The sequence below is a fragment of the Nocardia kruczakiae NBRC 101016 genome (assembly GCF_001612965.1).
GTDB lineage: Bacteria > Actinomycetota > Actinomycetes > Mycobacteriales > Mycobacteriaceae > Nocardia > Nocardia kruczakiae.
The window spans coordinates 45,564-58,889 of the sequence record NZ_BDBL01000040.1; the positions used below are offsets into that span (position 1 = coordinate 45,564).

General features: G+C 69.0%; 12 protein-coding genes. 7 read left to right on the forward strand and 5 right to left on the reverse strand.

What is annotated here, in order from left to right; genetic code table 11:
• Positions 1-5: 5 nt before the first annotated feature.
• Positions 6-1,436, reverse strand: coding sequence for an MFS transporter (locus NK1_RS26165; RefSeq protein WP_063012870.1), 1,431 nt, complete (start codon positions 1,434-1,436; stop codon positions 6-8).
• 58 nt (positions 1,437-1,494) lie between these two features.
• Here NK1_RS26165 and NK1_RS26170 point away from each other — a divergent pair, with 58 nt between their 5' ends.
• On the forward strand, positions 1,495-2,139 hold the full coding sequence (locus NK1_RS26170) for a TetR/AcrR family transcriptional regulator (RefSeq protein WP_063012872.1): 645 nt from the start codon (positions 1,495-1,497) through the stop codon (positions 2,137-2,139).
• A 15-nt stretch (positions 2,140-2,154) separates the two neighbouring features.
• Here the strand turns inward: NK1_RS26170 and NK1_RS26175 are convergent, their stop codons facing one another.
• Together NK1_RS26175 and NK1_RS26180 are read right to left on the reverse strand one after the other, a co-directional pair.
• A complete protein-coding gene (locus NK1_RS26175; RefSeq protein ID WP_063012875.1) occupies positions 2,155-2,784 on the reverse strand; it encodes a TetR/AcrR family transcriptional regulator in 630 nt (209 codons plus the stop codon).
• Complete coding sequence (locus NK1_RS26180; RefSeq protein ID WP_063012877.1) at positions 2,784-3,131, reverse strand: SPW repeat protein; 348 nt, start codon at positions 3,129-3,131, stop codon at positions 2,784-2,786. The genes NK1_RS26175 and NK1_RS26180 overlap by 1 nt, the downstream gene beginning before the upstream one ends.
• A 197-nt stretch (positions 3,132-3,328) precedes the next feature.
• Here NK1_RS26180 and NK1_RS26185 point away from each other — a divergent pair, with 197 nt between their 5' ends.
• From NK1_RS26185 to NK1_RS26200, 4 genes are all read left to right on the forward strand, one after another.
• Positions 3,329-4,516 (forward strand): NAD(P)/FAD-dependent oxidoreductase, encoded by a 1,188-nt coding sequence (locus NK1_RS26185; RefSeq protein ID WP_063012879.1) that lies wholly within the window; start codon positions 3,329-3,331, stop codon positions 4,514-4,516.
• A gap of 97 nt (positions 4,517-4,613) precedes the next feature.
• Positions 4,614-5,393 (forward strand): glutamate racemase, encoded by a 780-nt coding sequence (locus tag NK1_RS26190; RefSeq protein WP_063012881.1) that lies wholly within the window; start codon positions 4,614-4,616, stop codon positions 5,391-5,393.
• A gap of 459 nt (positions 5,394-5,852) precedes the next feature.
• Positions 5,853-6,917 (forward strand): hypothetical protein, encoded by a 1,065-nt coding sequence (locus NK1_RS26195; RefSeq protein ID WP_157104448.1) that lies wholly within the window; start codon positions 5,853-5,855, stop codon positions 6,915-6,917.
• A 132-nt stretch (positions 6,918-7,049) separates the two neighbouring features.
• A complete protein-coding gene (locus tag NK1_RS26200; RefSeq protein WP_063012885.1) occupies positions 7,050-7,799 on the forward strand; it encodes a DNA alkylation repair protein in 750 nt (249 codons plus the stop codon).
• 49 nt (positions 7,800-7,848) lie between these two features.
• On the opposite strand, the gene NK1_RS26205 is transcribed toward NK1_RS26200, so the two are convergent.
• Complete coding sequence (locus tag NK1_RS26205; RefSeq protein WP_063012887.1) at positions 7,849-8,910, reverse strand: ferredoxin--NADP reductase; 1,062 nt, start codon at positions 8,908-8,910, stop codon at positions 7,849-7,851.
• 53 nt (positions 8,911-8,963) lie between these two features.
• Positions 8,964-9,587, reverse strand: coding sequence for a mycofactocin system transcriptional regulator MftR2 (gene mftR2, locus NK1_RS26210; protein ID WP_051043258.1), 624 nt, complete (start codon positions 9,585-9,587; stop codon positions 8,964-8,966).
• A 373-nt stretch (positions 9,588-9,960) separates the two neighbouring features.
• On the opposite strand from mftR2, the gene mftF reads away from it, so the two are divergent.
• Positions 9,961-11,358: a mycofactocin biosynthesis glycosyltransferase MftF gene (gene mftF, locus NK1_RS26215; RefSeq protein ID WP_063012889.1), complete on the forward strand. Its 1,398-nt coding sequence runs from the start codon at positions 9,961-9,963 to the stop codon at positions 11,356-11,358.
• 147 nt (positions 11,359-11,505) lie between these two features.
• Positions 11,506-12,879, forward strand: coding sequence for a GAF domain-containing protein (locus NK1_RS26220; RefSeq protein ID WP_063012891.1), 1,374 nt, complete (start codon positions 11,506-11,508; stop codon positions 12,877-12,879).
• The last annotated feature ends 447 nt before the right edge of the window (positions 12,880-13,326 follow it).

Below are 13,326 nucleotides of genomic sequence, written 5' to 3' on the forward strand. Positions count from 1 at the left end.
TCCTTTCATTCGGCCACGACCGGAGCCGGGGCGGGCAGGGGTGTGGAAGTGGACCGGCCGGTGGTCCGCGGCATGACCACCGCGGCGACGACCCCGGCCCCGAGGAGCAGGACCGCGCCGATCGCCAGCCCGGTCGCATATCCGGCGGTGACGGCCTGGGGCGTCGGCGCCGACCCGGTGCGCTGGGCGGCGACCGAGGCCAGCGCGGCCAATCCGATCGCGCCGCCGATCTGGCGGGCACTGTTCATCAGCCCGGATGCCATGCCGGCCTCCGCGGGGGCGACGCCGGTGGTCGCCGCGGCAGCGAGCGGCGCCAGGCACAGGCCGAAACCGATACTGGTGACGAGCGAGGGGCCCAATACCGAGGTGGCGAAGTCGCCACCGGCGTCCAGTAGCGCGAACCATCCGAGGCCCGCGGCGGCGAGCAGCGATCCGGAGATCAGCAGGGTGCGCGGCGAACGCCGGTGGCCGAGCCGAGTCGCGACCACGGTCCCGGCGACCACCCCGGCCGAGAACGGAACGAAGGCCAGACCCGTTGCCGCCGCGGACATTCCGAGCGACTGCTGCATATAGAGCGAGACGAAGTAGAAGGCCGAGAACTGTCCCGCCGCGGCCAGAGCGACGAACAGATCCGCCCCGGCGACCCACCGGTTGCGCAGCAGCGACAGCCGGATCAGCGGCACCGCGGCCCGCCGTTCGAACCATACGAAGGCCGCCAGGAGCAGCAGTGCGGCCGCGACCGTCCCCACGGTCGCGGGTGAGAACCACCCGTAGCGGTCGGTACGGACGACGGCGAGAACGAGCAATCCGGCGCCGCCGGTCGCGGTGAGCGCCCCGGCGATGTCGAGCGGCGGGCGCATCCCGTCGCGGCGGTCGGTGGGGATGCCGAAGAGTCCCAGGCCCAGCGCGATCGCGGCGATCGGCAGATTGACGAGCATCACCCACCGCCATCCGGCGTATTCGGTGAGGAGGCCGCCCAGCAGTACGCCCAGCGCGCCACCGGCGCCGTTCGCCGCACTCCACAGTCCGAAGGCGCGCACCCGCGCCGGGCCGTGCGGGAACAGGACGGTCAGCATCGCGAGGGTGGCGGGTGCGACGGCCGCGGCCGCCACGCCCTGGACAGCGCGCGCGGCGATCAGTTGCCACGGTTGCTGGGCCAGCCCACCGGCCAGCGAGGCGAGGGCGAATCCGCACAGCCCGAGCGCGAACAGTCGCCGGCGGCCGAACAGATCGCCGGCCCGCCCGCCCAGGAGGAGGAATCCGCCGAAGGTCAGGGCGTAGACGTGCACCACCCACGACAGATCGATCGGTGCGAAGCCCAACTCGCGGCGAACGGCGGGCAGCGCCACGTTCACCACCGCCATATCCAGCGCAATCATCAACTGCGCCATCGTGATCGCCGCCAGCGCGAGCCCCGGCGAGTACTTTCTATACATGTATAAAAAGTAACCGACCGCACTGCTCGTTGTCGAGACCTCGTGTCAAGATGGCCGGGTGAGCACTCGAACCGGACGTCCGCCGCGGCTGTCGCGCGCGCAGATCGTGGCCGCCGCGCGCGAGCTGATCGAGACCCACGGCGTGCAGGCGCTGACCATGCGGCGCCTGGCCACCGAACTCGGCGCGACGCCGATGGCGCTCTATCACCACGTACCGGACAAGGACGCGCTGCTGCTGCTCCTGCTCGACGAGGTGGCCACGGGTGCGGCGCGTCCGCAACTGCCGCGGGACCCGCGGGAACGCCTGATCGTCGCGGCCCGCGCGATGCACGACGTCCTCGCCCCGGTGCCGTGGATCACCGAGGTGCTGACCGCCGACGACCTGCTCTCACCGGCCGCGCTCTGGTATCCCGAGGCGATTCTGGACGCGGCGATGGATGCCGGGCTGGATGCCGATCGCGCGGTGCACGCCTACCGGAGCGTCTGGTACTACACGGCCGGCGAAATTCTGATCCGCGCCGCGGCTCGCCGGCGCCGCGACGACGACCGGCCCGTGTTCCGGGAGCGAGTCTTCGCCGATATCGATGCCGAGGAGCTTCCGCGCCTGGCGGCCGTGGCCGACCGGTGGAGCGCGCTCACCGCCGCCGATACCTACGAACAGGGATTGCGCGCGCTGGTCGACGGCCTGCTGCCGGATCGCTGAACGGGCGACGCCGACTCAGCCGAGGCTGCTCATACCGGCCGCGACGACCCGGGAGAGATTCGTGATCTCCTCGGCGCCGGCGAGAGTCAATCCGTCGAGTGCGTGCAACCGGTCGGTGCTCGCGATGGTGAGCATGGCCGACACCCATGCGGCCGCGCAGGCGCGCAGGGTCCCGGGCTGGACCTGCCCGGGCGCGCTCGCCTGCAGTACCCGGGCGGTGACGTCGAGGAGTTGATCGCGCATGCGGCGCATCTGTTTTCGCACATCCGGATGCGTATCGGCCTCGCGCCACATGATCACGCGCAGGACCGAGGAGCGGTGGTCGCGCAGATTCAGCGCCGCGTCGAGGTTCACCAGGCTGGTCGCCGGATCGCCGGGCCTGACCACCGTGGCGATGTCGTCGATCGGATGGGCGGGGACCCGCTCGGCCATCAGCGCCGAGAGGATCGAGTCCTTGGTGGGGAAGTAGTAGAAGACCAGCCCCTTCGGAACGCCGGCCGCGGCGGCGATGGCAGCCGTCGCGGTCGCGTCGAATCCGTGTGCCGCGAACAGGCTTTCGGCGGCATCCAGAATGAGAGCGCGGGCGTCGCCGTCGACCTTCCGGCTGCGGCGACGCCCCGCTCGATGGGGTGTGGGCCTCTGCATCAGTGAGCAGTATGCATCCGCGCCGATACCTGCGGAAGGGCGGCGAGGGCCACCACGACGGTCAGCACGCCCACGATCCACGCCGTCCACGACGCCGCGCTGAATCCGCTGTAGTTCATCACCCACGGCGAGATGAACAGCAGGACTCCGAACAGGCCCATGGCGTAATCGGTTCCGGCGATTCCCGGACGGGTGAACTGGACCAGGCCGGCCAGGGCGATCAGCACGCCGAGCACGATCAGGGTCCACATGGCGCGATTGCTGTGGTCGGTCCAGATGGGGGACAGGGCGGTGTAGGCGCCCAGTGCCACGGCCACGAAACTCAGGGTGCGGTTTTCGGTGAGCATGGGGGGCCTCCTCAGGGGCGGAATTGTGTTCTACTCTCGGTATAACTCTGATTGACCGCCCGATCAATACTTCGCGAAAATTCCTGCACGTGTGTCGGATATGGCGCCCGTCACGACAATCTAGAACGTGTTCTAGTTTATGGTGGATTGGTGCAGCAATACGTGCCGGCAATGGGAACCGAGCCAGGAGGGCGGCGATGACAGCCCCGATCGTGATCGTCGGCGCCGGTCTGGCGGGCCTGCGGACCGCGGAGGAATTGCGCCGCGCCGGATACGAGGGCGGACTGATCCTCGTCGGTGACGAACAGCGCCTGCCCTACGATCGGCCGCCGCTGTCCAAGCAGTTCGTGCGCGGCGAGATCGAGGATACGACGCTGCGCCCGGCCGAATTCTTCGCCGAGAAGAACATCGAGCTGCGACTGGGACTGGCCGCGACCGGAGTCGACACCGCGGCGCGCACCGTGACCTTCGACGACGGTTCCGTGCTCGAGTACGGACAGCTGATCATCGCGACAGGACTGCGTCCCAAGCGAATTCCGGGTTTGCCCGAGGCCGCGGGCGTCCACGTCCTGCGCCGGCACGAGGATGCGGCGGCACTGCGCGACGGTCTGGCCAGCGCGCGGCGGGCGCTGGTGGTCGGCGCCGGCTTCATCGGCTGCGAGCTGGCGGCGAGCTTCCGTTCGCGTGGTGTCGACGTCGTGCTGGTGGAACCGCAGCCCACTCCGCTGGCCGCCGCGCTGGGTGAGACGGTCGGGCGCCTGGTGGGGCGGATGCACCGCGACGAGGGCGTGGATCTGCGCTGCGGTGTCGGATTGAGCTCGCTGCAGGTCGAAGACGGCGCGGTCACCGGGGCCACGCTCGCCGACGGCAGTACGGTCGCCGCCGATCTGGTCGTCATCGGTGTCGGCTCCGCGCCGATCACGGAGTGGCTGGCCGGATCCGGCATCCCGCTGGCGGAACCGCAGGCGGGTGGGGGTGTCCTCGCCGACGAGGTGGGGCGCACCTCGGTCGAGGGCGTGTGGGCGGTCGGCGATGTGGCGGCCTGGCGTCACGACAACGGCCGGCACAAGCGCGTGGAGCACTGGACCAACGCCGGTGAACAGGCCAGACTCCTGACGACCGCCCTGCTCGGCGGTGACGTCCCCGCGGCCGCGCGGGTGCCGTACGTGTGGAGTGACCAGTACGACCTGAAGATCCAGGTGCTCGGCACGCCGGCGGGCGCCGACGAGATCCGGGTGATCGAAGACGACGGCCGCAAATTCCTGGCGCACTACTTCGACGGCGGGGTCCTGACCGCCGTGGTCGGTGGCGGACGCACCGCGCAGGTCATGAAGATGCGCGCCGAACTCGCCGCCAACGCCCGGTCCGCCGCACCCCTGAGCTGAACGCATACGCCCGGGCGGACCGAAGGGGCGCGGGAACCACTCGGCCGATACCCCGGTCGGGCGCAAGGGTGCGTGGCGACGCTAATACAGTGGCTGCGTGATCGTTGCGCTCATCGATTCGGGACTGGGGTTGTTGCCGACCGGGGCGTGGCTGCGCAAGTTGCGTCCCGACCTCGATCTGCTGCTGCAACTGGATCCAGATGGTGCGCCGTGGGGTCCGAAACCCGAGCAGTGGGTGATCGATCGGGTGCTGGATGCGGCGCGCCGCTCGTTGCGGCTCGGCGCGGAGGCCATTGTGCTGCCGTGCAATACCGCCAGCGTCACCGCACTCGAGCAGGTGCGGGCCGAGGTCGGGCCCGAGGTGCCGGTGATCGGCACCGTCCCCGCGATCAAACCCGCCGCCGCGGCCTGCGCGTCGGTCGCCGTGTGGGCGACCGCGGCCACCACCGCGAGCCGCTATCAGGCCGATCTCATCGCCCGCTTCGGCGGTGAGGCCGATGTGACGGGTGTGGCGTGCCACGGCCTCGCGGACGCCATCGACCGCGGGGATCTCCCGGCCGTCGAGCATGCCATCGCCCGCGCCGCCGAGCAGACCCCCGCCGGAACCGAGGCGGTCGTACTGGGCTGCACCCACTACCCCCTGGTCCTCGATTCCATCGTGGCCGCACTGCCGCCCGGCGTCCGGCTGTTCGACAGCGCGGAAGCCGTTGCGGGCCAGACGCTTCGGCGCATCGACGCGCTGGGCCGGCCGACCGCCGGGACCGGCACGGTGACCGTCTACAACAGCGGCCGTGCCGGTGAACTGCCCGCGAGTGCGGCGGCCTTCGAATCGGGCCGGGTGCTCGGGGCGGTCGATACCGCCTGCCCCACGGTCTAGTCTCGCGAGGGCACCGGGCGGACCGTGTTGAACCGGTCACGATTCCGGCTGTGTCTCCCGCCGGCCGCGCCGTGCCGAAGCCTGTGGCGCTGAACGAATCCTGTTCCGGGACATGTTCTTTCGACAGCTCCGCGCTGCTGTGGCGCGGAATCGGAGGCGGTGCTGTGACCTGCGCCCCAGCCACTCGTGGGAGGTCTGGTGGTCCGTGACCGGGCGCGGTTCTACCGTCGTTTCGCAGACGTACAGCGCGGTCGTCGAGGCATTTCCGCACCCACCCCCTACCGGGCCGGCCGCCACGGCGCCGGCGCATCGGTAACAGACAGACCCGGAGTTATGGCTACCCGAACGCCTTGGAGCGATGTTCATCCCGGAACCGGCGACACCGAATCGTCGTACCGCCCACTACCGACGCCGCCGAGTGCTCGCCGTCCGGTGTGGGGATATCTGTGCGGTGCCGGGTTGAGTGCCACGACTCTCGTGCTGTTGTTCCAGCCCTGGTTGTCCGCGTCCGGGCCGGGTGGCGCGATCCGGTCGGATGCCTTCGGCCGGCTGGCTGGCACCGAATCCCAGCAGGACTGGGGAGGCGTAGGTCTGCACGACACCGATATCAGCGGCACGTGGGCGGTGCTGACCTGTGTCGCGATCCTCGCGACGATCTTCGCCGCGGCGGCGTATCTGCGGACTCGCGCGGCGATCTTCTCCACCGCCGCCACGGTCGCGGGGAGCGGCGTGGCGCTGTTCGTTCTCGCGGACGTGCTGTATCTCGACAACAAGGAATCCGAGCTGCGGGCGGCGGTCGCGGACGACAGCAGTTTCTCCGGCATCCTCCGCGGTCTGTTCGGTGGTGCCCACGCCGCCCACCAGCTGGCGGGCGCCCACCTCGACATCGCCGCGATGCTCGCCGGAATCACCGCATTCGGCGCGGCGGCATGTCTGCTGACCAGCCATCTGCGCGAAACGCCGATCGGCCGCACCGCCTCCCGGCCGATGACCACACTCGTCGAAGCCGCACGCATCTCGGCGCCGACCGCCCGGCCCCAGCAACGGATCCACACACCGCCCGCCCCGCCCATTGCGCCCCACCCGATACCGGCCGCACCCCAGCCCCCGTCGATCGGGCAGCAGCCGGCGCCGACCCCGTCCCACCCGGCGCCGACCGCACCGGAACCGGTTCCGACCGCACCACACCCGGTGTCGGCCGCCGCTCGCGTGGTACCGCTCACGCCCCGGCCGATCCCGGCAGCACCGCAGCTGGTGCCGGACACGCCGGCCGCATCTCACCTGGCCCCGGGCGCCAGGAAACTCGCGCCGAGTGCTGCCCACGCGGCGCCGAACGAAGCGACACCGCCGGCGCCTGTCGTCGAATTCGCGGATATCACCGCCGAGCGGCACGAACCCGCGCCGAGCGCCGCGGAACTCCCGCCGTTCCCGGTGCGCAAACAACCGAGCTGGCGCATCGTCATCCCCGCGGGAGCGGTGTCCACACATGCCCCGGCACGGGCGGAGCGCACCTTCGCCAAGTGATGTCGAGCGTCCCGGCCGGACGCGTTGTCGTCGGGAATCGGGTGCGCGGTGAGTGATACTGCCGTACATGACCGTTGCGCATTGTCCCGATGAGCAGCTCGCGGCGACCGGCCGTTGCGGCGGAGCCCGGGCATGACATCCGCTCCGACCGCCGCCGATGTCGCGCGTGCCATGGACGAATTGGGTGATCCCGCGCGCGCCGTCGAGTTGCGGCGGTTCTTCAAAACCGGGCCCGGGGACTACGGCGAGGGCGACGTCTTCCTCGGCGTCCCCGTGCCGCGGACCCGCAAGGTCGCGAAAACATTTTCCGCCCTGCCGATTTCGGAGATAGCCGAACTTTTGCGGAGCCCGGTGCACGAGCATCGGCTCGCGGCCCTGGTGATCGCGAACAATGCGATGGCGAAGGCGGGGAAACCGCGCACGTACGACGGGGCCGCACAACAGGAAATCGTCGACATGTATCTGGCGGCGGTGCGCGGCGGGCGTGTGAACAATTGGGATCTGGTCGACGTATCGGCCGAGAACATCCTGGGCCCATGGTTACTGGGACGGCCGCGCGATCTGCTCGACGAACTGGCACAGTCGGATTCGCTGTGGGAACGCCGGGTCGCGCTGCTGACGACCTTCGCCTTCATCAAGGCCGGCGACGCCTCGACCACGTTCGCCCTGTGTGAACGGCTGCTCGACGATCGGCGCGATCTGATTCAGAAGGCGGTGGGATGGATGCTGCGGGAAGTCGGTAAACGGGTGGACCGCGCGCTGCTCACCGATTTCCTGGACCGACGTGCCCACGATATGGGTCGCACGGCGCTGAGTTACGCCACCGAACATCTGGAACCCGAGGCGCGCGCGGCCTATCGGGCCCAGCGACAGGCGCCGTAGGCCCGCCCGCCGTGCCCGGACTCCGGGCCGGCCACGGCGGCGACGGACCTCAGAACTGGATCTTCAGATGATCGGTGACCGGATGCGCCTGGCAGCCGAGGATGTACCCGGCTTCGATGTCCTCCGGATCGAGGATCTCCGAATTGTCCATCTCCACTTTGCCTTCCAGCACCGTGCAGGCGCAGGATCCGCATTCGCCCTCCTGGCAGGAGTACGGCACGTCCAGACCCTTGGCGAGCATGATGTCGACCAGAGTCTGGCGGCGCGGCCACCGCATGGAATGGGTTTCGCCGTCGAGTTCGACCTCCACGGTGGCCGCGTCGGCGGCGTCCTCCTCGCTGACCTCGACCGGGGCGCCGGCGGCGAACGGATCGCCGGACAGCGAATTGAAGACCTCGGCGTGGGTGCGGTTGCGCGGCACCTCCAGCTGCGCCAGTGCGTCGTGCACCCGGTCCATGAACGCCTTCGGCCCGCACATGAAGGCGCGGAAACCGGTGTACGGGGTGCACAGCGCGGCCAGTCCGTCGGCGGTGGGCAGACCCTGCAGCGTCTCCAGCCAGTGCACCACCACGAGCCGCTGCGGATTCTTGTCGGTGAGCTCGCGCAGTTCGTCGGCGAAGATGACCGATTCCGGATCGCGGTTGGCGTAGACCAGCACGATCCGGCCGTTGCCGCGGGCCAGGGCCGATTTCAGGATCGACATCACCGGGGTGACACCACTGCCGGCCGCGAACAGCAGCAGATCCTCGTCCAGATCCTTCGGTGTGAAGACGCCGGAGGGCGGCAGCACCTCGATCTCGTCACCGGCTTTGACGTTGTCGCACACCCAGTTCGACGCGTATCCGTCGATCGTGCGCTTCACGGTGACCTTCGGCTGCACATCGGTGTGCGGCGAGCTGGCCAGCGAATAGCAGCGCGCGACCGAACCGGTGCGCTCGCTCGGAATGCGCAGCGTCAGGAACTGGCCGGGCTGATAGGCGAAGCGCTCGCGCAGATCTTCGGGCACGTCGAAGACCAGCGAACAGGCGTCGGCCGTCTCGTTGACGACAGCGGCGACCCGCAGCACGGCCGAACGCGAGCTGTGCGGTACGACGGGATCGGCGGTGGTCATGGTGTCCTCTCGGGGCCGGGCGCTGGAGCGGGCAAACTAGAACGTGTTCTAATTTATGATACGTGGCCGTCCCGCTGCCGGACAAGCTGGGCCTCGAGCCCCGCGATCAGCACATCCATGCCGAAGTCGTAGGAGTATTTGCCGCGCAGGTCGCCCATGTGCTTGACGGCCCGCTCGACGGCTTCGGGAAGCGGCATGTCGACCAGCGCGGATCGGTCCCGCGGATTGACCCGGGCGCGGCCGAACAGATACGTGTGAATGGTGGCATAGGCGGCGAGCACATTGCGATCCTCGAACCCCGCATCGGACAGGATTTCCATCACAGCGGCGATCAGATCGAGCTGTTTGCCCAGTGTCTGTTCGATCAGCACGTCGCCCAGGCCCGGATGTTTGCGCAGCTTCTCGTCGATCTGATCGATGAGTTCGCGCAGGCGCTGCTGCCAGGTGCCGAATTCCGGCGGCGGGGTCCGCACTCCGGTGAGGGCCGCGCTGGCCACCAGATCCAGCAGTTCGCGCTTGTCGGCGACGTAGTAGTAGGGCGCCATCGGCGAAACGCCGAGTTCGCGGGAGAGCCGGCGCATCGACAGCTTCTCCACGCCGTCGGCGCGCACCACACGCAATGCGGCCTCGACTATCTCGGCTTCCGAGAGTGTGTTGCCGCCCCCGCTCGTCTGCATCCGTCCGACTCCCATGCCACCTCTAGACCTGCGCAGCCCGCCCGACGGCCACCCGTCATCTGCTGTTCAACGTGCTTGCCTTCCGCAGTCTAGAGTGCGCGTTCGTGGTCGCGGCCCGGTACGTGGAGCAGATCGGCGCACACCGCCACGCCGCACGTCACGCGGTAGTAGCCGGAGATGAACTACCGCGCCCCGCGCGGTATCTCGTTGATCATGAAGTGAATGTTGCCGTGTGATAGCCAGATAGCGTCGATGGTCATTGACAACCACGCAATGCCGGAGCCGGTGCGTTGCCGCCGGTTTCGTATCGAATTCGATCCGTTTTTTTCGACACGGGATGCCCGGCGGGCGGTTAGCGCATAGCATTCTTGGAATGCGCCATGATCGACTGCCCAACGGGTTCGGGGTGCGAATCGATCCTCGGGTGCGCACCTATTCCGGTGGACGGCTCTTGGTCGGCGGCTCGCCGACGAGGTTGCTGAAACTTGCTCCGGAAGCGGCCGCCCTGATCGGTGACGGGTATCTCGAAGTGACGGATCCCCAGTCCGCCGTGGTTGCCAGACGGCTGCTCGACTCCGGGGTGGCCAACCCGCGTCCGCGCCTGCTGCCCTCGCCCGAAGAGGTCACGGTCGTGGTGCCGCATTGCAACGACGCCGCCGGGCTGCAGCGGCTGCTGTCGACCCTGCGCGGGCACAGTGTGGTGGTCGTGGACGACGGTTCCGACCGGCCGGTCCGCATTCCGCGCACGAGGGGACGGTGCCGCGTCACCGTGCTGCGCCACGATTCGCGGCAGGGCGTGGTCGCCGCGCGCAATGCCGGACTGCGGGCGGCGACAACGGAATTCGTCGCATTCCTGGATTCCGATGTGGTCCCGCGCGCGGGCTGGCTGGAGGTGATGCTCGGACATTTCAGCGATCCCGAGGTCGCCCTGGTCGCTCCGCGCATCGTGGTGCGCGAGCCCGATGCCGGTGTGCTGGGCCGCTACGAGAGCGCGCGGTCGTCGCTGGATTTCGGTCGCCGGGAAACCGCGGTCAGCTCGCGCGGCTCGGTGTCGTACGCGCCGGGCGCGGCGCTGCTGGTGCGGCGCCACGCACTGCTGGCCGAGGGGGGATTCGACGAGCAGATGCGCGCGGCCGCCGATGTCGATCTGTGCTGGCGGCTCGAGCGCGCCGGCTGGCGGTTGCGGTACGAGCCGGCCGCGCACGTCGCCTGTGATCAACCGGCCTCGTTCGGTAAGTGGTTCGGCCGCAAGGTCTCTCACGGTGCCGGTGCGGCGCCGCTGGCCCGCCGCCACGCCGGGATGGTCGCTCCGCTGTCGGTGCCGTTCTGGACCATCGCCGCGACCGCGCTGCTGGCCACCGCCTCGCGCGCCGGAATCCTGGGCGGGCTCGCCACGCTGCTCGCCGCGCTGATCCGCCTGCGGCGGGTGTTCGCCGAACTCGACAATCCGACGCGGGTGGCGGCCATCCATCTGGCCCGGGGTTTCTCCGCCGGGGTGTGGCGGATCGTTTCGGCCCTGTGCCGGCACTACTGGCCGGTGACGGTGCTGGCGATGATCGCCTCCCGGCGCATCCGCCGGCTGGCGGTGGCGCTGGCGGTCGCCGACGGACTGGCCGACTGGTTCACCCATCGCGACGCCGGCGGCCTGGATCCGGTGCGATATCTGATGTGCAAGCGGCTCGACGACCTCGCCTACGGAACCGGCCTCTGGTCGGGTGCGCTGCGTGCGCGCAATGTGGCCGCGCTGCGCCCGGCCGTTCCACGGCATTGATGGCCGGGGTCACATGTGGCCCCGATATGCCGTCTACCTCACATTTCGCCGCGATCCGGTGCCGATGTGACCTGTCGGACAAAGCGTATGCTTCGCCCATGCCCTTCCTGACCCGCCGGTACAGTGTGGGACGGGAAAGAAAGGCAAATGGTCAGCAATCTCACAGGCGATAACCGTCCCGAGGGCAGGGTCGAACCCGGGACACAGCTCGGTGCGCTGGAAGCCTATGCCGCTCAGGCCCACGGTTACCTCAGTGTCGGGGGCGATCAGCTCAATCAGCTGCCCGGATTGCTGCGTCCGCTGGTTCTGGAGTCCTGGCTGCGCAGTGTGCGCGGCGGGGTGGATCCCATGGACGTACTCGACGGCCGCGGTCTGCGCGGCGCCGATCTGCAGCGCTACCGCGACAACCATCCGATTGCCACGGTGATGCCACTGGTCGACAAGTTGCTGCTGCAGGACGCCACCGGCATCGGGCTGATCGTGGTCGTCGCCGACCAGTTCGGCCGGGTGCTCTCGGTGCACGGCAATCCCGATCGGGTCGAGGCCGCCGCCGAGGTCGGCCTGCGCGAGGGCGACGATCTGTCCGAACGCCGCATCGGAACGAATGCGGTCGGACTGGTGGTTCGCACCGGCCGCGCCACCTGGATCCACGGCCCGGAACATTTCCTGCACCGGATGCATCAGCTCACGGGTGCGGCCGCGCCCGTCCACGATCCGGACGGCCGGTTGGTCGGCGTGCTGATGATCGCCGGCGGCGTGCGCGTCGCGCGGCCGGAGATACTGGCATTGGTGAAGGCCGCCGCGACCGCGGCGGAGATGGATCTGGTGCTCGCGGCCGTGCGCACCGAACAGCGCGGCGCGGATCGTCGTGCGCCCGTGGATCATTCGTCGCCGCCGCGGACCGCCGGCCGGCTGGCGCTGGAGGTGCTGGGACTGGGCCAGCCGCAGCTGTCGGTCGACGGGGAGCGTATCGCGTTGTCGCAGCGGCATGCCGAGATCCTGCTGTTGCTGGCCGAACATGCCGAAGGTCTGTCCGCCGATCATCTGGCGCTGCTGCTCGACGACACCGACCTCGACAACGCCACCATCCGGGCCGCCATGTCGCGGCTGCGCTCGGTGGTCGGCCCGGACGTCTTCGGCTCGCGGCCGTATCGGCTGCGGGTGCCGGTGTCCACCGATGTGGAGGCGCTGCGCGCGGCGCTGGATTCGGGGGATGTGCACAGTGCGGTCCGCCATTACACCGGGCCGGTGCTGCCTCGTTCGACCGCTCCGGGAGTTATAGACATCCGCGATGAATTGCGGGTGCGGCTGCGGACCGCAGTGTTACGTTCCGGTGACGCTGCCGTGCTGAGCCGGTGGACCTCGGGCGCCGAGGGCCGTGACGATGCCGCCGCATGGGTGGCCTATCGAGCCACCGCGGATCGCGATTCTGCTCTGTACGCCCAGATCGAGGCCAAGATCCGGGTGCTCGATCGGCGGATGGGCGCCGATGCAACGCAGATGCAACGTTTCGGCTCGTAGGCTCCGCGTCTGAAAGTGTCCTGACTCACACAAACAGGTCACAGTGTGGTTTCGGGCACATCTCTGCCCGGATATCGACCGAATTGGACGCTAGTCCGAGTTTTTTTGAAGGATCTCGTTCCTTTTTATTAGTCTTCGGCCTAGTGTTCGCTGCATCGGTGGCGTAAGTCGCCACCGGCCGATGCAGGAGATGAGGCCGCGGGAGCTCGGGGCCGCGATGTTGGAGGAAGTCGAGTTCGAGGATGAGTTGGTGACCGCACCGGTTCACCGAAATTACTGAGACACAAACCATTTCGCTCTTTCACACCTTCGCGATCGCGTGAGGTGTATTCGCCGAACCAACCGTGGCAAAGCCAGGTCCGCGTCGTCGCGCGGTGCCCGGGGCTTATTTCGTGCTGCCCGAAAAGCGTTCGGACGCTGGGTATTTCGTCAATCGAGGAGGCTCTG

Coding starts and splice junctions, on each gene's coding strand:
- NK1_RS26165 (WP_063012870.1), bottom strand. CDS start 1,436: ATGTATAGAAAGTACTCGCCGGGGCTCGCGCTGGCGGCGATCACGATG.
- NK1_RS26175 (WP_063012875.1), bottom strand. CDS start 2,784: ATGCAGAGGCCCACACCCCATCGAGCGGGGCGTCGCCGCAGCCGGAAG.
- NK1_RS26180 (WP_063012877.1), bottom strand. CDS start 3,131: ATGCTCACCGAAAACCGCACCCTGAGTTTCGTGGCCGTGGCACTGGGC.
- NK1_RS26185 (WP_063012879.1), top strand. CDS start 3,329: ATGACAGCCCCGATCGTGATCGTCGGCGCCGGTCTGGCGGGCCTGCGG.
- NK1_RS26200 (WP_063012885.1), top strand. CDS start 7,050: ATGACATCCGCTCCGACCGCCGCCGATGTCGCGCGTGCCATGGACGAA.
- NK1_RS26205 (WP_063012887.1), bottom strand. CDS start 8,910: ATGACCACCGCCGATCCCGTCGTACCGCACAGCTCGCGTTCGGCCGTG.
- mftR2 (WP_051043258.1), bottom strand. CDS start 9,587: ATGCAGACGAGCGGGGGCGGCAACACACTCTCGGAAGCCGAGATAGTC.
- mftF (WP_063012889.1), top strand. CDS start 9,961: ATGCGCCATGATCGACTGCCCAACGGGTTCGGGGTGCGAATCGATCCT.
- NK1_RS26220 (WP_063012891.1), top strand. CDS start 11,506: ATGGTCAGCAATCTCACAGGCGATAACCGTCCCGAGGGCAGGGTCGAA.